This is a genomic window from Streptomyces niger (assembly GCF_000718305.1).
Classification (GTDB): domain Bacteria; phylum Actinomycetota; class Actinomycetes; order Streptomycetales; family Streptomycetaceae; genus Streptomyces; species Streptomyces niger.
In genome coordinates this window covers 148,485-164,718 of sequence record NZ_JOFQ01000002.1, presented here as the reverse complement: position 1 = coordinate 164,718, position 16,234 = coordinate 148,485, and the positions used below count along the sequence as shown (strand labels likewise).

General features: G+C 74.3%; 16 protein-coding genes. 10 read left to right on the top strand and 6 right to left on the bottom strand.

Annotated features, from left to right (window positions below; genetic code table 11):
* Positions 1-53: 53 nt before the first annotated feature.
* Entirely contained in the window at positions 54-491 is a 438-nt protein-coding gene (locus IF20_RS04620) for a MarR family winged helix-turn-helix transcriptional regulator (RefSeq protein ID WP_052863655.1), read from the bottom strand.
* A gap of 131 nt (positions 492-622) precedes the next feature.
* Here IF20_RS04620 and IF20_RS37385 point away from each other — a divergent pair, with 131 nt between their 5' ends.
* Positions 623-811: a hypothetical protein gene (locus IF20_RS37385; protein WP_030609984.1), complete on the top strand. Its 189-nt coding sequence runs from the start codon at positions 623-625 to the stop codon at positions 809-811.
* Positions 812-856: 45 nt separating this feature from the next.
* Here the strand turns inward: IF20_RS37385 and IF20_RS04615 are convergent, their stop codons facing one another.
* Positions 857-2,329: an NCS2 family permease gene (locus tag IF20_RS04615; RefSeq protein WP_052863654.1), complete on the bottom strand. Its 1,473-nt coding sequence runs from the start codon at positions 2,327-2,329 to the stop codon at positions 857-859.
* A gap of 257 nt (positions 2,330-2,586) precedes the next feature.
* On the opposite strand from IF20_RS04615, the gene IF20_RS04610 reads away from it, so the two are divergent.
* Entirely contained in the window at positions 2,587-2,886 is a 300-nt protein-coding gene (locus tag IF20_RS04610; RefSeq protein ID WP_052863653.1) for a hypothetical protein, read from the top strand.
* A 26-nt stretch (positions 2,887-2,912) separates the two neighbouring features.
* Here IF20_RS04610 and IF20_RS04605 read toward each other — a convergent pair whose 3' ends face one another.
* Positions 2,913-6,194, bottom strand: a complete 3,282-nt coding sequence (locus IF20_RS04605; RefSeq protein WP_052863652.1) for a sacsin N-terminal ATP-binding-like domain-containing protein — start codon at positions 6,192-6,194, stop codon at positions 2,913-2,915.
* A gap of 352 nt (positions 6,195-6,546) precedes the next feature.
* Complete coding sequence (locus IF20_RS04600; RefSeq protein ID WP_052863651.1) at positions 6,547-7,602, bottom strand: DUF3027 domain-containing protein; 1,056 nt, start codon at positions 7,600-7,602, stop codon at positions 6,547-6,549.
* 366 nt (positions 7,603-7,968) lie between these two features.
* Here IF20_RS04600 and IF20_RS04595 point away from each other — a divergent pair, with 366 nt between their 5' ends.
* The 4 genes from IF20_RS04595 to IF20_RS04580 all read left to right on the top strand — a co-directional run bounded on the left by IF20_RS04595 (position 7,969) and on the right by IF20_RS04580 (position 11,619).
* Positions 7,969-9,393, top strand: a complete 1,425-nt coding sequence (locus IF20_RS04595; protein ID WP_407702455.1) for an MFS transporter — start codon at positions 7,969-7,971, stop codon at positions 9,391-9,393.
* Positions 9,394-9,500: 107 nt separating this feature from the next.
* The gene (locus IF20_RS04590; protein ID WP_052863649.1) at positions 9,501-10,016 is read left to right on the top strand and encodes a hypothetical protein; all 516 of its coding nucleotides are present in this window, start codon (positions 9,501-9,503) and stop codon (positions 10,014-10,016) included.
* A gap of 26 nt (positions 10,017-10,042) precedes the next feature.
* Positions 10,043-10,771 carry a futalosine hydrolase gene (locus tag IF20_RS04585; RefSeq protein WP_052863648.1) on the top strand — a complete coding sequence of 243 codons (729 nt, stop codon included), beginning with the start codon at positions 10,043-10,045 and terminating at the stop codon, positions 10,769-10,771.
* Positions 10,768-11,619, top strand: coding sequence for a 1,4-dihydroxy-6-naphthoate synthase (locus tag IF20_RS04580; protein WP_052863647.1), 852 nt, complete (start codon positions 10,768-10,770; stop codon positions 11,617-11,619). Before IF20_RS04585 ends, IF20_RS04580 begins: the two co-directional genes overlap by 4 nt.
* 58 nt (positions 11,620-11,677) lie before the next feature.
* Here IF20_RS04580 and IF20_RS40675 read toward each other — a convergent pair whose 3' ends face one another.
* Positions 11,678-12,061, bottom strand: a complete 384-nt coding sequence (locus tag IF20_RS40675; RefSeq protein WP_030254499.1) for a cold-shock protein — start codon at positions 12,059-12,061, stop codon at positions 11,678-11,680.
* 181 nt (positions 12,062-12,242) lie between these two features.
* On the opposite strand from IF20_RS40675, the gene IF20_RS04570 reads away from it, so the two are divergent.
* The gene (locus tag IF20_RS04570; protein ID WP_199896489.1) at positions 12,243-12,542 is read left to right on the top strand and encodes a hypothetical protein; all 300 of its coding nucleotides are present in this window, start codon (positions 12,243-12,245) and stop codon (positions 12,540-12,542) included.
* Here the strand turns inward: IF20_RS04570 and IF20_RS04565 are convergent.
* The gene (locus IF20_RS04565; protein WP_110943865.1) at positions 12,515-13,144 is read right to left on the bottom strand and encodes an HAD family hydrolase; all 630 of its coding nucleotides are present in this window, start codon (positions 13,142-13,144) and stop codon (positions 12,515-12,517) included. The genes IF20_RS04570 and IF20_RS04565 overlap by 28 nt on opposite strands.
* Positions 13,145-13,285: 141 nt before the next feature.
* On the opposite strand from IF20_RS04565, the gene IF20_RS04560 reads away from it, so the two are divergent.
* Genes IF20_RS04560 through IF20_RS04550 form a run of 3 tightly spaced genes read left to right on the top strand, consistent with a single transcriptional unit; the run spans position 13,286 to position 16,217 of the window.
* Positions 13,286-14,314, top strand: a complete 1,029-nt coding sequence (locus tag IF20_RS04560; RefSeq protein ID WP_052863645.1) for a FecCD family ABC transporter permease — start codon at positions 13,286-13,288, stop codon at positions 14,312-14,314.
* Positions 14,311-15,396 carry a FecCD family ABC transporter permease gene (locus IF20_RS04555; protein WP_052863644.1) on the top strand — a complete coding sequence of 362 codons (1,086 nt, stop codon included), beginning with the start codon at positions 14,311-14,313 and terminating at the stop codon, positions 15,394-15,396. Before IF20_RS04560 ends, IF20_RS04555 begins: the two co-directional genes overlap by 4 nt.
* The gene (locus IF20_RS04550) at positions 15,393-16,217 is read left to right on the top strand and encodes an ABC transporter ATP-binding protein (RefSeq protein WP_052863643.1); all 825 of its coding nucleotides are present in this window, start codon (positions 15,393-15,395) and stop codon (positions 16,215-16,217) included. The genes IF20_RS04555 and IF20_RS04550 overlap by 4 nt, the downstream gene beginning before the upstream one ends.
* Positions 16,218-16,234: the final 17 nt, after the last annotated feature.

The window sequence follows — 16,234 nt, the reverse complement described above, 5'->3', positions numbered from 1 at the left end:
GCACAGGCGGCTCCGGCGGCTGCGGCTCGTCCTTCTCGGCCCGGTGCTGCGCGCTAGAGGTGCGCGAGCTTCTCCAGTACGGGAGCGGCGGCGCGCAGCGCCTCCCACTCGTCGTCGTCCAGGCCCGAGGCCAGCTCGGCCAGCCAGACGTTGCGCTTGCGGCGGCTCTCTTCGAGCATTTCCTCCGCCTGCTCCGTCTGCATGACGACCTTCTGACGCCGGTCGTCGGGGTGCGGCTCCAGCCGGACCAGCCCCTTGGCTTCGAGCATCGCCACGATGCGGGTCATCGACGGCGGCTGGACGTGCTCCTTGCGGGCCAGCTCGCCGGGGGTGGCGGTGCCGCAGCGCGCGAGGGTGCCCAGCACCGACATCTCGGTGGGGCTCAGCGATTCGTCGACCCGCTGGTGCTTGATCCGGCGGGACAGGCGCATGACGGCGGACCGCAGCGCGTTCACGGCGGCAGCGTCGGCGCCGAGGGACAGTTCCGGCATGTTTGTTAGCGTAACTCATTACTCTGGCTAAAGAAAGCCGGGGAACGCCGGACTGTATGTATCACCCAAACGAGTGAGAGGGTGGCGGAAAGTGACGCGCCAGAACGGGCCGGACGTGGAACGTTGACCGCATGGGATCGAGAGTGCTCAGCCTGCGCGTCGACGGTGAGCTGCTGGAGCGCATCGGACAGCACGCGGCCAAACGCGGCATGAGCGTCCAGGATTACGTGATCCGGACGCTCATGCGCGAGGACTTCGACGAACGCTTCAAGACGTCGGTCGAGGAGACGGAGCGGTTCTACGCCGCTCCGCCGATATAGCGGAGCGGCACCGCTCCCGTGGATTCGGTCGACGGACCCCGGTGACTACTTCAGGCCGAGCGCCTGCTCGATCGGGTTGAGCAGGAAGTAGACCAGGAAGCAGAGGCCGACGACGTTCAGCAGCCACGGGACCTGCCGGAACCGGCCGGTCGCGGCGCGCAGCAGGATGAAGGCCACGACACCGATACCGATACCGGTGGTGATGCTGTACGTGAACGGCATCGAGACGATCGTCAGGAACGCCGGGATGCCGACCGTGAAGTCGCTCCAGTCGATCTCGCGGACGTTGGACGACATGATCAGGAATCCGACGACGAGCAGGGCGGGGGTCGCGGCCTGCGACGGCACCACCGTGGCGAGCGGGTTGAAGATCAGTGTGAGCAGGAAGAGCCCGCCGGTCACGACGTTCGCCAGGCCCGTACGGGCGCCCTCGCCGACGCCGGCGGTGGATTCAACAAAGCAGGTGTTGGCCGAGCAGGAGCCGAGGCCGCCGCCCGCGACGCCGATGCCGTCCAGCATCAGGATCCGGCCCATGCGCGGCAGCTGGCCGTTCTCGTCGGTCAGGCCGGACTCCTCGCCGACGCCGATGATCGTGCCCATCGCGTCGAAGAAGCCGGAGAGCAGCACGGTGAAGACGAAGAGGCAGCCGGTGAGGATGCCGACCTTCTGAAAGCCGCCGAACAGGCTGATCTGACCGACCAGGCCGAAGTCGGGGGTGCCCACGACCGCGTCCGGGATCTTGGGCACGGCCAGGCCCCAGGCGCTGTCCGGCAGGCCGGCGACGGTGTTGATGATGATCGCGACGATCGTCATGACGACGATGCCGATGAGGATCGCGCCCTTGGTCTTCCGTACGGTCAGCACGAACATCAGCGCCAGGCCGAGCACGAAGACCAGCACCGGCCAGCCCTGGAGCTGGCCGCCGGTGCCCAGGCCCAGCGGCACGGTGGTGTGCGCGGAGTCCGGGTTGCGGCTGACGAAGCCCGAGTCGACCAGGCCGATCAGGCTGATGAAGAGGCCGATGCCGATGGCGATGGCGCGGCGCAGCCCGTTGGGGATCGCGTCCATGACGCGCTGCCGCAGGCCCGAGGCGACCAGGATCATCAGCACGATGCCGGCCCAGACGACCATGCCCATCGCGTCCGGCCAGGTCATCTGGGGCGCGAGCTGGAGCGAGACCAGCGCGTTGATGCCCAGTCCGGCGGCGAGCGCGATGGGGACGTTGCCGATGAGGCCCATCAGGACGGTGGTCAGGCCGGCCATCAGCGCGGTGGCGGTGACCAGCTGGGCGTTGTCCAGGTGGTGCCCGTTCATGTCCTGCCCGCCGGCCAGGATGATCGGGTTCAGGATCACGATGTAGGCCATCGCGAAGAAGGTGGCCAGACCGCCGCGCACCTCACGGGCGACCGTGGAGCGGCGTTCGGAGATCTGGAAGAACCGGTCGAGACCGTTCTTGGGCTCGGGCGTGGCGCCGGAGGGGGAATCGGCGTCGGCCCGGGTGGTGGCCGGGGTGGGCATCGGTGAAGACCTCAGTGGTACGGGCCTGGGGAGGCGTGGGCGGCCCGGTTCCCGGACCACACAGACGATCGGATCAGTTTTGTTCTATCAGACGAGAGAAACCGGTCAGATCCGGAAAGGTTCAGTATGAATAAACAAATCGATGATCGCTATCTCCGCGCGTAGACCCTTGCGCCGCAAGGCCGGAACCGGGTTCCGACACGGTGCGGCGAGTGCCGGGGACGGTCGGCGGAGCGGCCCGCCGTAAGCTTGCTGGTATGTGGAAGAAGTCCGAACTGCGCGAGGCCCCCGCTCCCCTGGAAGGGCCCGTCGTCGCCACCATCACCGGCGGCACCGTCATCTGGTTCGTGCTCTTCCTCGCCCAGCTGCCGTTCTACGGCTGGTTCGACGACCGGGGCACCACCTGGTGGGTCTGGACCTGTCTGGCCGGCGGCGGCCTCGGCCTGCTCGGCGTCTGGTACGTCCGCCGGCGCGACGCCGCGATCAAGCGCGACGCGGCATTCAAGCGCGACGCGGCGGCGAAGCGCGACGGGGGCCGGGCCGCACCCGGCGCCTGACCCCCGGCCGTTCCGTTCGGCTCCCGTCAGTCGAACCAGCGCGCCCGCGCCAGCTCCTCCGTACGGGTCGGATCCTCCAGCAGCGCCGCCACCTCGAAGCGGCGCGGCCACTGCCCGGTGGCCCAGGCCAGCCCGGCCGCCACGCCCTCGAACGTGGCCGCGTGCACCGTGCCGTCGGCCGCGCGCCGCCAGTCCAGCTCGGTCTCCCCGGCGTCCGCGGCCACCAGCAGTTCGTCGTGCTCCACGTACGTACCGGGCGTGTCGGGGCCCAGCAGCACGCGCACCGCGTCCGGCACCTCGCGCTCCGTGCCCTCGCTCCGCACGTCGGCGGTGCACTCCTCGCTCAGGCGGCGTACCTGCAGCAGCTCGGCCAGCGCGGCGGCGCGGTCCGGGCTGACCGGCAGCAGCGGCCGGTCGCCGGCCAGCGGCAGCAGATCGGGCGCGTCCGCGATGACCGCGTCGGCCGCGTCCACCACCCGTACCGCGTCCCCCACCACGGCCCGCAGCTCGTCCGGCAGCGTGACCTGTTCGGGGTCCAGCCCGGCCAGCGCGCCGTACAGCGCGTGCAGCTGAGCGGCGCTCACCTCGGCGTCCTCGTCGGCCAGCCGCCCGAGCAGTTCGGCGGCGCCGCCCGGCTCGTCCAGCAGCGCCCCGACCGAGGTCCGTACGCCCAGGGCACGCAGCACCTGCGCGTCGACCTCGCCGGCGTCCGCCGCCTCGTACAGGCCCGCCAGCAGCGGGTCGCCGGCCGCGGAGCGCAGGCCCGCCGGGCGGCGTCCGTCGAGCACGGGGTGGCCGCGCAGCCACCACGCCGTGTACGGGCGCACCGTCTCCGTCGTGCCGTCCGGGAGCAGCACCCGCACCGGGGTGGTCAGCGCGTCCCGCAGCGGCGGCTGCGACAGCATGGCCAGCACCTGCGGCCAGGCGTCGTCGTCGACCAGGTCCAGGTCGCGGACGGCGATGATCTCGGTGGCGACCGGGGGTACGGGGGTCTCGGGCAGCCCGTCGAGGGCGTCCTCGCACCACACGTCCACCGCGTCCAGCAGGCCGACGTCGTCCGGCTCGGCGAAGTCGCCGTCCCGGGGCTCCAGCTCGTCCGGGTCCAGGACCACGTCCTGGGCGCGGACCAGCGCGAAGTCCGCCAGCACGCCGACCGCGGTCAGCGGCTGCTCGCCCCAGCGGGCCGCCAGCTCCGCGTCCACGCAGGCCAGTTCGCCGTCCCGGATGACGCGCTCGAAGGCGCTGCCCGGATAGACCAGTTCGCCTGCGGGGGCGGGCTCGCCGTCCTCGTCGGGCAGGGCCAGCGCGCCCAGCCACGGCTCGTCGCCCGGTGCCAGCCCCGCGTCGCGGACCAGCCCGAGCACCGCCTCGGCCAACTCCTCGCCCGCCAGCGCACCGCCGGGGCCGTCCGCCGCCTCCTCGGCGAAGACGTCGTACTCGTCCTCGGCGTCGTCCAGGGAGTGCGCGACCGCCGCGCGCACCTGAGGGGTCGTCAGGACGGCGCGCGGCGTGGCGGGCACCGCGCCCAGCTTCTCCAGCAGCGGGTGGACCGCGTCCGGGTGCGCGACCTTCAGGCCCAGCCGGGCCAGGGTGCGGTGCCGGGACGCCGTTTCCGCGCCCTCCTCCCGAAGGGGCAGCAGCACCTGGCGGGGGCCGATCGTCGTCCGGACTCCACCGCTCTCCTCGGCCGGCCCGCCCGCGAGCGGTACGGGGAGCCCGCTCAGCCGGTCCGGGTCGGTGCCGGCCAGCGAGGCGTACAGCCGCCGCCACCAGGCCGGCGCGCGCTCCACCCCGGCCAGCCGGTCGACGACCTCGCCCAGCGGCACCCGGGCCACGCTCAGCGCACGCAGCTCGGGCCGGCGCTCCAGGCCTGCGGGGAGCAGGCTGGGGAACAGCTCGGCCAGGACGGCGACGGTCTCGGCGCCCGCGCCCTCCACCAGTTCGGCCTCGACGGGGCGCAGCACGTACGGCCCGTCGGCCTCGGCAGCGGCCGGTTCGTCAACCTCCGGCCAGGTGCCGAGCCCGCGGGCGGCCTCGCGGCGCACCGCGGCGCCCGTGCCGGCGCCGGGCAGGAACGGGATCCGCGGCAGCCGCTCCAGCACCAGGCGGCGCAGCTCGCCGTCCAGGCCGCCCTTGCCCAGCGGCCCCGGCACCAGGTCCAGGGTGGAGACGGAGGCCGGCTCCCAGTCCCGGAGCAGCGCGGCGTAGGTGTCGGCGGCACGCTCGGCGACGAAGTCCGCGAGCGGCCCCGGCGCGACGTGTCGGCGGGTCGGCTCCAGCGGCAGCGACGCGATGAGCAGCGCGGGCAGGCCCAGCGGCTCGTCGGTGGGGGTCGGCGCGTGCACGACGGGCGCGGTGGCCGGGCGTACCGGCTCGCCCTCGGCGTTCACCGGCACCGCCCAGGTCACCGACCAGGCGGGCCGCAGCCGTTCCTCGACGGGGCGGTCACCCAGCAATGCCGGGTCCAGGGGGCCGGCGTCGGACGCGACGCGCCAGCGCACCGTGCCGCGCACGCTGTCCTCGACCACGACGTACGGGCCGTCCGCGCCGCGCCGCAGCGTGCGGACGCCCTCGGCCGTCTCGATGACGACCTCGCTCAGGCCCGGCAGGGTCAGCAGCAGCGCGTCGTCGGCGGCGGCCAGCAGGCGGTGCGTCAGATCCTCGGCCGCGCCGTCCCGCAGCGGCAGCACGACCGCCGTGTCGTACCCCTCGGGGGCCGTGCCCTCGGCGGGCAGCGGCAGCCGCAGCAGCGGCACGTGGCCGTCGCGGCGGCGCAGTTCGTTGCCCAGGCCCGGGCTGTGGGCCGCCACGTCCAGGGCCATCGAGCGCGCCTCGGCCAGCGACCAGCGCACGCCGCCGGTCCGGCCGACCACCGCCGGTTCGTCGGTCACGGCCAGCACGGCGGCGAAGCCGACGCCGAAGCGGCCGACCGCGCCCGCCGCCGCGTCGCCGTCCCGCTTTGCGGAGGCGCGCAGGGTGGACAGCGACTCGACACCCGTGGCGTCCAGCGGCGCGCCGGTGTTGGAGGCCACCAGGACCGCGTGCGCGCCGTCCTCGCCGGGGTGCAGCGTCAGCCGCAGCCGACCGGGCACGCGCGCGCGGGCCGCCGCGTCGGCCGCGTTCTGGGCCAGTTCGACCACGAGCCGGTCGCGGTACCCGCCGAGCGCGAGGTCCTCCTCGGCATTGGCGTCCTCGCGGAACCGGGCCGGGGAGCCGGCCCAGGCGTCCAGCACGCCCCGCCGCAACCGCGCGGCTCCGAAGGGGTCCGCGCCATCGACGGGGTTCTGGACGGTCGCCCTACGGCTCACGGCTGCTCCCTCACACCCAGCTTCCCGCCCCGCGGGGCGGCTTCGCGTGCCATTCTTCCGCCTCGGGTGCCCCGCGAACGGCCGGGGTACGACACGCCCCGATCGACGGGGCGAGAACGAGAGGGCTCGCACCCGGCGTACCCAAGGGCACGGGGTGCTCCGGCGTACGCCGAGTGGGCCGCAGGGCGCGCGTGTACCGGGATGCGCTCCGAGATGCGGCTGCGCGGCCCGGAATTCGAACTCCGGCCGCGGCTGCGGCTGCGGCGGCGGCTCGGCGTACGGCAACCCCGGCCCCGTGCCCGTGCGGGCGGCGGGCCGTCGCTCCCGCGGATCAGCCGTGGCCGCCCGCGGGTCAGCTGTGGCCGAGCTCTTCGGCCGGTTCGCCTTCCGAGACGGAGCCGCCGGTGCGGTCCGGGCGGAGCGGCATCGGCTCGACGACGGTCTCGTCGATGACCGGCGGGGCCGGGCGCGGCGGCTTGGGCATCACGGCAGCCTCGGAGTGCCCCCCGCAGCCGTACGCCAGCGAGACGACCCGGCCGTCCGCCGGGGAGAACTCGTTCGCGCAGACGCCGAAGGCCTGCCGCAGGGATCCGGCCAGCGGTACGAGGAAGCCGCAGCTCATGCACGCGGCGGGGGCGGCCTGCGCCATCGGGGTCTTGGCGCCGTACGCCTCCTCCCAACGGTCCGCCGCCGTGTGCAGGCCGTACCGGGAGAGCACCCGGGCGCGGCCCATGCCCAGCTCCTCGGCGACCGCGGCGATGGAACCGCGGGCGGGCGCCGTGGACTGGTGCGCGGGGGTGCCGGCGACCACGTCGGCGTCCTCGGCCTCGGCCAGCTCCGCGAGCGGCCCCTGGCGGGCCTCGGTGGTCTCCGCGGCGCTCGCGGCAGCCTCGGTGCCGGCGCCGGGCGCGGTCCGCGCGGCGCGTGCCGCGTCGGCGCGGTCCGCCGCCGTCGGGCCGGTCGCGTCCGCGTCCGGTGAGCCGGGGGCCACGGCCGGGACGCCCACGCCGCCGTTGTCGCCGAACGTCTCGTCGGCCGCGAACCCGGGCTCCAGCCGCAGGTCCTCGGACTCGGTGGGCAGCAGATCGCCCGGGCCCATGTCGCCGGGGCGCAGCCGCTCGCTCCACGGCACCCATTCGGGGGCCAGCAGCGCGTCGGGGCCGGGCAGCAGCACCGACTCGTCGAGCGTGACGACCTTGGCGCGGGAGGCGCGGGCGACGGTGACGGCCCAGCGCCAACCTCGGTACCCGGGCTCCTTGCATTCGAACAGATGAGTGACGACGCGGTCCCCGTCGGCCACTGCGTCGACGTGCTCACCGACCATGCCCGGCAGGGCGGCCTCCTCGGCCGCCCCGCGGGCGAGTTCGACGGCCTCGGCGCAGAGGCGGTCGGGCGTACGGCTTCGCATCGCAGCACTCACAAGAATCGATTCTCTCTTCCACGCCGTCTCACGAGCGCGCCGGCCGGAGCCGTCCTGAACCTGTCCGGACGACCGACGGGCCGGGGCGGGCGGAGCGGACCTGGGGACCGCGTCGACGTCCGCGCCCGATCAGCCCTCCATGAGCAGCGCACCTTCACGAACCATTCTGCGGGATCGAGGCAAGGCGCGCGGACAAGAGCGACCGCCGGTGGCGCGCTACACACGCTACCCCTTCAATCGTGTACGACCCCCCGGCGGGAGCGGCAAATGTCAGCGGCAGCCGCCCGCGGCCCCTCCACCACCCCGTGCCCGCCCGGGAAGGAACCCGCGGAAACTCATGGAAACTGGCATCAGCTGGGCGAGTTGGGGCGCCGATTCGGGCACTATGACGAGGTGGCCGCCGCCAGGGCATCGACCGAAGGCAGCGGCCCGGTCCGTGGCACGGGCCGGGCCGTCGGCCGCGCGAGCCGGGCCGCCGGGGCCGCGGCACGCCGTCCGTTTGCCGCCGTCGGGCGCGCCGTCCGCCGCGCGACGCACGCGCACGGCGCGGGCGAGTCGGGCCTCGGGAAGCTGATCGAGCTGCACGCGGTGAACTCCGCGGGCGACATGCTCATCACCGTCGCGCTCGCCTCGACCGTCTTCTTCGCCGTCCCCACCGACCAGGCGCGCGGCCGGGTGGCCCTGTATCTGGCGGTCACGATGGCCCCGTTCGTGCTCCTCGCGCCCGTCGTGGGGCCGCTGCTGGACCGGGTTCCGCACGGCCGGCGCGCCGCGATGGCCGGGGCGATGCTGGCCCGCGCGGTGCTCGCGCTCGGCATGTCGGGCGCGGTGGCCTCGGGCGGCCTGGAGCTGTACCCGGCCGCGCTCGGCGTGCTGGTGTCCTCCAAGGCGTACGGCGTGGTGCGTTCGGCCGTGGTGCCCCGGCTGCTGCCGCGCCGCTTCTCGCTCGTGAAGGCCAATTCGAGAGTCACCCTGGCCGGGCTGCTGGCTACTGGAGCGGCCGCCCCGCTGGGCGCCGGGCTGTACCTGCTCGGCCCGGCCTGGCCGCTGTACGGCGCGTGCGCGGTGTTCGCCGCAGGCACGTTTCTCTCCTTCTCGTTGCCGCACAAGGTCGACTCGGCGCGCGGCGAGGCACCGGTTCCTCCGGCGGGCCGGCGGACGCGCCCCCGGCCCGGCCTGCGCACGGTCGGCCGGTCCGTCCTGCGCGGTCTCCAGGCGAACTCCGCGCTGCGCGCGCTCTCCGGCTTCCTCATCTTCTTCCTGGCGTTCCTGCTGCGCGAGCACCCGCTGGGCGGGCTGAGCCCGGCGGCGTCGCTCGGACTGGTGGCGGTGGCGGCGGGCGCGGGGAACGCGCTGGGCACGGCGATCGGGGCCTGGCTGCGGGCGCGCGGCCCGGAGGTGATCATCGCGGTGGTGCTGGCGCTGGCCCTCGGCGTGACGGTGGCCGCCGCGCTCCTCTACGCCGTACTGGCCGCGGTGATGGTGACCGCCACCGCGGCGACGGCCGGGCTCTGCCAGGCGCTGGCGAAGCTGTCGCTGGACGCGCTGATCCAGCGGGACGTGCCGGAGACCTTCCGCACGTCCGCCTTCGCCCGGTCCGAGACGCTGCTGCAGCTGTCGTGGGTGGTGGGCGGCGCGCTGGGCATCGCGCTGCCGCTGCACGGCGTGCTCGGCCTCGCCGTGGCCGCCGCCGTGCTGGCCCTGACCGCCGCCACGACCGTACGGGGGCTGCTCGCCGCCGCCCACCGGCACGGCGCGGCGCGCCCCCGCGTGGCGTAACGACCGAGGCGTGCGCATCGCCTCGCATGGCGTAACCCGCTCCACACGGAGCGCCGCGCACCGTACCCCGGCGTCGTGCGGGCCCGGCGGCCAGATAGCCTGCCCGCATGACCGCGTTCTCCTCCTCGCTCCGGGGCAAGGGCCGCCGTGCCGTCGCCGCCGCGGGCGCCGTGTCCCTGGGACTGCTCGTCCTCTCCGCCTGCGACCAGCCCACGCCGCGGGCGACCGTGACCGTCGGCCAGGACTCCGTCACGGCCGAAGCCTCCTGCTACGAGGACGGCAAGACCATCGGCGACCTGACCTCCAAGCAGAAGGCGGAGCAGGCCAAGTTCGAGAAGTGCATGACGGCGAAGCCGGACCAGACGATCACCGTGCACCCCGGTGACAAGGTCCGCCTCGGCGTCGAGCCGGACATGGCCGAGCAGGGCTGGATCGCGATGGCGAACGGCATGCCGGTGACCAGCCTGAGCAAGCAGACCTACACGTCGGTCGAGGGCGACCGGGTCTTCTACAACCAGCAGTCCCAGCAGATGGCGGACTCCGCGACGATCTCGATCATGACGTCCAAGGGCGGCAAGTACACCGGCGTCTGGAACATCAAGCTCAAGCGCGCCGCCTCCTGAACACCTTCGAACCGCCCGGTCACCTGATGCACATCCTGGTCGTCACCGCCGTCCCCGCCGAACGCGACGCGGTCACCGCCGCGACGGCGGAACGGCCCGAGTGCCTCACCCTGCCGGGCGGTTTCGTGTTGCACCGCACCGTGCGGCGCGACTCCGCCGAGGGCCCGTACGCCCTCGACGCCCTCGCCGCCGGCGTGGGACCGGCCGCCGCCGCGGCCGGCACGGCCACCGCGCTGACCGCCGCCGCGCTCCGCGAGCGCCCCTACGACCTCGTGGTCTCGGCCGGCATCGGCGGCGGCTTCGCACCCGGCGCGCCCGTCGGCGCGCTGGTCGTCGCCGAGGAGATCGCGGCCGCCGACCTCGGCGCCGAGTCCCCCGACGGCTTCCTGCCGGTCACCGCGCTCGGCTTCGGCACGGACGCGCACCGCCCGCCCGAAGACCTGGTCGCGGCCGTCGCCGCGGCCACCGGCGCGCTGCCCGGCACCGTCCTCACCGGTTCCACCGTCACCGGCAGCACGGCCCGTGCCGCGGAGCTGCTGGCCCGCCACCCGCGGGCGCTCGCCGAGGCGATGGAGGGCTTCGGCGTCGCCGAGGCCGCCACGGCGCACGGCGTGCCGGTGCTGGAACTCCGTACGATCTCCAACCCCGTCGGCCCGCGGGACCGCGCCGCCTGGCGGATCGGGGAGGCGCTCGCCGCCCTCACCGCCGCCTTCGCCGATCTGCCGCGAGCCCTGTCCTCAAGGAGCACGCCATGAGCCAGGCGCTCAAGATCGCGTTTTCGCCCTGCCCGAACGACACCTTCGTCTTCCACGCCTGGGCACACGGCAAGGTCCCCGGCGCCCCCGCGCCGGAGGTCACCTTCGCGGACATCGACCTCACCAACGGCATGGCCGAGCGCGGCGAGCTGGACGTGCTGAAGGTGTCCTACGCCGAACTGCCCTGGGTCCTGGACGAGTACGCGCTGCTGCCCTGCGGCGGCGCGCTCGGCCGCGGCTGCGGCCCGCTGGTGCTGACCAAGGACGCGGCCGCCCCGGCGGACCTCAAGGGCCGTACGGTCGCCGTGCCGAGCGAGCGCTCCACCGCGTACCTGCTCTTCCGGCTGTGGGCCGCCGACCAGGTGCCCGGCGGCGTGGGCGAGGTCCGCGTCATGCCGTTCGACGAGATCATGCCCGCCGTGCGGGACGGGCTCGTCGACGCCGGACTCGTCATCCACGAGGCCCGCTTCACGTACCAGAACTTCGGCCTGACCTGCCTGGCCGACATGGGCGAGCACTGGGAGACCACGACCGGGCTGCCGATCCCGCTCGGCGCGATCATCGCCAAGCGGTCGCTGGGCGAGGAGGCGCTGCGCGAGCTGGCCCGCACGATCACCACGTCCGTACGCATGGCGTGGGACGACCCGGAGGCTTCGCGCGCCTACGTCCTGGAGCACGCGCAGGAGATGGACCCGGCCGTCGCCGATCAGCACATCGGGCTGTACGTGAACGAGTTCAGCGCCGACCTGGGCGAGGACGGCTACGCGGCGGTGCGCGGGCTGCTCACCCGCGCCGCGGCCGAAGGGCTCGTACCGCCCCTCGGCCCGGACGCGCTGAAGTTCGTATGACGGCCGGCCCCCGCGGGACCTCCCGCGGGGGTGCTTCCGGACGGCCGGTGCGCCGGCCTCAGACGTCCAGCTGGTCGGCGACCGCGCGCAGCATGCCGGCGATCTTGCCGCCGTGCGCCTTGTCGGGGTAGCGCCCGCGCTCCAGCTGCTGGGCGACGCCTTCCAGGAGCGTGGTGAGGTCCTGCACGATCGAGGCCAGCTCGTCGGGCTTGCGCCGCTGGGCCGCCGCGACGGAGGGTGCGGGGTCGAGGAGGGTCACCGAAAGTGCCTGGTCACCACGCTGGCCGGCCACGACGCCGAATTCGACGCGCTGGCCCGGCTTGAGTGCGTCCACGCCGGCGGGCAGCACCGAAGAGTGCACGAAGACGTCACCGCCGTCGTCGCGGGAGAGAAAGCCGAAGCCCTTCTCGCTGTTGAACCACTTGACCTTGCCGGTAGGCACGTCTGTCCTCGTCCTCGTACTCGTCGGGAAAGAATGGGGTAGCTGCGCACACAACAGCTCTGGATAGCAATGCAGCGGGTCTGCAGACCCGCCGGCACCAAGGCTAATGGTCCGGGGCCGGGTGACAAGACGTCGCCGGGTGGTTCCTCACCGCTTCCGAGCGGGGACTTACCCTGGTCGTGTGTCTGACAATCCTCCCGTCCGGGGTGCGACCCCGGCGATCGCCGAAGGTCCGCGCGCCGGGGACGCCCTGGTCCGGATCGGCGCGATCGTGTTCCTTATTGGCGCCTTCGCCACGCTCGCGACGATGGCACCGCTTTTCCTCGGTTCCGACCCGTTGCCGCCGGTCTTCTACTGGGTCTGCATGCTCATGGGCGCGGGCTTCCTGATCGCCGCCGCCGGAGTGCTGCGCTCGATCGCCGCCCAGCGGCGGCAGGCCCGCGAGGCGTCGGCTCAGCCGCGCGGGGCGTCCGCGAGGTAGCCCTCCAGCCACGCCGGGAAGGCGGTCAGGCCGGGCAGGACGACGTCCGCGCCGGCCGCCCGCAGCTCCTCCTCGGAGCACGGCCCGGTGGCCACCGCGACCGAGAGCGCGCCCGCGGCGCGGGCACCGCGCACGTCGCCGGTGTGGTCGCCGACGTAGACGCTCGCGCCGTACTCCCGCAGCGCTTCCGCCTTCCCCTCCGCCCACAGCGAGCCGACGACCGCGTCGGCGTTGATGTCCAGGTGCTTCAGGTGCAGCTTGGCGTTGGGCTCGTACTTGGCGGTGACGACGATGGCGCGCCCGCCCAGGCGCTGCACGCCGGCGATCGCCTCCCGGGCGCCCGCCATCGCGAGCGTGCCGGTGATGGCGTGCTCGGGGTAGAGCGCGCGGTAACGGTCGGCGATCTCGGCGACCCGCTCCTCGGGGAACCAGTTGCGGATCTCCTGCTCCAGCGGGGGCCCGAGCCGGGTGGTCACGAGGTCGGTGTCGATGTACGTCCCGGTGGCCGCGGAGAGCGCCTCGTAGGCGTCCTTGATGCCGGGACGGGAGTCGATCAGGGTCATGTCGAGGTCGAAGCCGACCGTCACAGTATGCGTGGGCATGACACCCATTGTGCCTCTGGCCCTCGGCGCCACGATCCGTACACTTAGCGTGGCCTTACCTGCATCCTCCGTAGGCGTACGCTCCCCTCCCCCACGCGTGTAACCACCCCTCTGCACACTGGCTCCCGCGGAAGGGAACCGATGTCAGTCGCCCCGGTCGGCAGCCCCCGAGCCCCTCTCACCCGACGCCGCCTCTGCCGGACCGCCGCAGCGGTGCTCGCGCTGCTGCTCGCGGTGGCCCTCTCCCTCGCGGTGGGCAACCGCGCGATCGCGCCCCGCGAGGTGCTCGACGCGCTGTTCCACGGCGGCGACACCGAGGCGGCGCAGATCGTGCTCTTCCTGCGGCTGCCGCGCACCCTCGTCGGGCTGCTGGTCGGCGCCGCGCTCGCGCTGGCCGGCACGGCGATGCAGGGCCTCACCCGCAATCCGATCGCCGACCCCGGCGTCCTCGGCATCAGCCAGGGCGCCTCGGCCGCTGTGGTCCTGGCCATCGCCTTCGCGGGCGTGCACTCGCTCTCCGGCTACGTCGGCGTCGCGTTCGTGGGCGCCGCGCTCGCGGCCGTCTTCGTGTACGCCGTCGCCGCGCGCGGCCGCGGCGGTGCCACCCCCGTCAAGCTCGCGCTGGCCGGCGCCGCGATCAACGCGCTGCTGGTCGCGGTCACCATGGCGGTGCTGACGACCAGGGCGGCAGCGCTGGACGAGTTCCGCTTCTGGCAGGTCGGCTCGCTGACCGGCCGGGACGCCGCCGTGGCGTTACGGATCTGGCCGTTCCTGATGGTGGGCGCCGTGCTGGTGATCGCCGTCGCGCGCGGCCTGGACGCCCTGGCGCTCGGCGAGGACGTCGCGAAGGGGCTGGGCCAGAAGGTCGCCACCGTACGGATCGTGGGCGGGCTCGGCGCCGCCCTGCTGACCGGCGCGGGCGTCGCGGCGGCCGGCCCGGTCGCCTTCGTCGGCCTCGCCGCTCCGCACCTGGCCCGCGCCCTCGTGGGCAGCGACCACCGCTGGGTGCTGCCGACGGCCGCGCTGATCGGCCCGGTGATGGTGCTGGTCGCCGACACCGTGGGCCGAATCCTCTACCCGCCCTCCGAGGTGCCCGCCGGGGTGCTGACCGCGCTGATCGGCGTCCCGTTCCTGGTCACACTGGTCCGCCGGAAGGCGGTGGCGGCATGACCACGACCGCCGCCGCACCGGCCCCGATACGCCCGGCCGGCTACGCGCTGCTGCGCGCCGGCCCGGCCGCCTTCCTGATCCACCGCCGGGCCGCGCTCGTCGCCGCCCTGCTCACCCTCGTGCTGGCCGCGGGCTGCGTCGGGTACCTGTCGCTCGGCGAGCACGTCGTGGCACCCGGCGAGGTGATCCAGGTGGTGCGGGGGCGGCCCTCGCCGGACGGGCTGGTGGTCGGCGCCCTGCGGCTGCCCCGGCTGTGCGTCGGGCTGCTGGCCGGCGCGGCCTTCGGCGTGGCCGGCGCCCTCCTCCAGACCGTCGCGCGCAACCCGCTCGCCAGCCCCGACATCATCGGCATCACCCAGGGCGCGAGCGCGTGCACCGTGGCCGCGCTGACCTTCGGCATCGGCTCGTACGCCGTACTGCCCTACCTGTCCGTCGCGGGCGGCCTGCTCGCCGCCGCGCTGGTCTACGTCTTCGCCTGGCGCGGCGGGCTGCACGCCACCCGCTTCGTCCTCATCGGCATCGGCTTCGCCGTCGCCCTCCGCTCGGTCACCCAGCTGTTCCTGACCAAGGGCGACTACCTCGTGGCGCAGAAGGCCCAGGTCTGGATGGTCGGCTCGCTCAACGGGCGGGGCTGGGCCGAGGCCGTGCCGCTCGCCTGGGCGCTGCTCGTCCTGGTCCCCTGCGTCCTGTGGGCGGCCCGCGCCCAGCGCACCGTCTCGATGGACGACGACACCGCGACCGCGCTCGGCGTACGGCTGGGCCGCACCCGGCTCGGCCTGGCCACCCTCGGCGTACTGCTGGCCGCGCTGGCCACCGGCGCCACGGGACCGGTCGACTTCGTGGCGCTGCTGGCCCCGCAGATCGCCCGCCGGCTGACCCGTACGGCACAGATACCGCTGCTCTGCTCGGCGCTACTGGGAGCGTGCGTGGTGGTCCTCGGCGACCTGCCGGCCCGCATGCTCTTCGCGCCGACCGAGCTGCCGGTCGGCGTGCTGACCGCGGCCATCGGCGCCCCGTACCTGATCCATCTGCTCGTACGAGGGCACAGCGGCCGCCGCCGTGCCGCGGGAGGAAGCGCGTGACCACCACCGGCGACCGCACCGCGAGCAGGCTCACGGCCCGCGGCCTGACCCTCGCCTACGAGGACCGCACCGTCGTCGACGGGCTGGACCTGGACGTCCCGCACGGCGCCGTCACCGTCGTCGTCGGGCCGAACGCCTGCGGCAAGTCCACGCTGCTGCGGGCGCTGGGACGGCTGCTGAAGCCGCGCCGGGGCGCGGTGCTGCTGGACGGTACGGACCTCGCCCGCCTCCCCACCAAGGAGATCGCCCGGTCGGTCGGCCTGCTGCCGCAGACGCCGGTCGCGCCCGAGGCGATCACCGTCGCCGACCTCGTCGCGCGCGGCCGCCAGCCGCACCAGCACTGGTGGCGGCAGTGGTCGGCGGCGGACGAGCGGGCCGTCACCGAGGCGATGGCCCGTACCGACGTCACCGACCTCGCCGACCGGCCCGTGGACGAGCTCTCCGGCGGCCAGCGGCAGCGCGTCTGGATCGCCCTGGCCCTGGCCCAGGAGACCGACCTGCTCCTGCTGGACGAGCCCACCACCTACCTGGACATCGCGCACCAGGTCGAGGTGCTGGACCTGGTGCGGCAGCTGAACCACGAGCGCGGCCGGACCGTCGTCGCCGTCCTGCACGACCTCAACCAGGCCGCGCGCTACGCCGACCACCTGGTGGCGATGAAGGCCGGGCGGATCGTCGCCCAGGGCCCGCCCGCCGAGACCGTCACCGCCGCGCTGGTCCGCGACGTCTTCGGCCTCGGCTCGGTCGTCGTCCCCGACCCCGTGACCGGCTCCCCGCTGGTCGTCCCCGGCCGGCCCTGGCAGTCCCCCGCCGACGGCTGACCGTCCCGCTCCGCAGC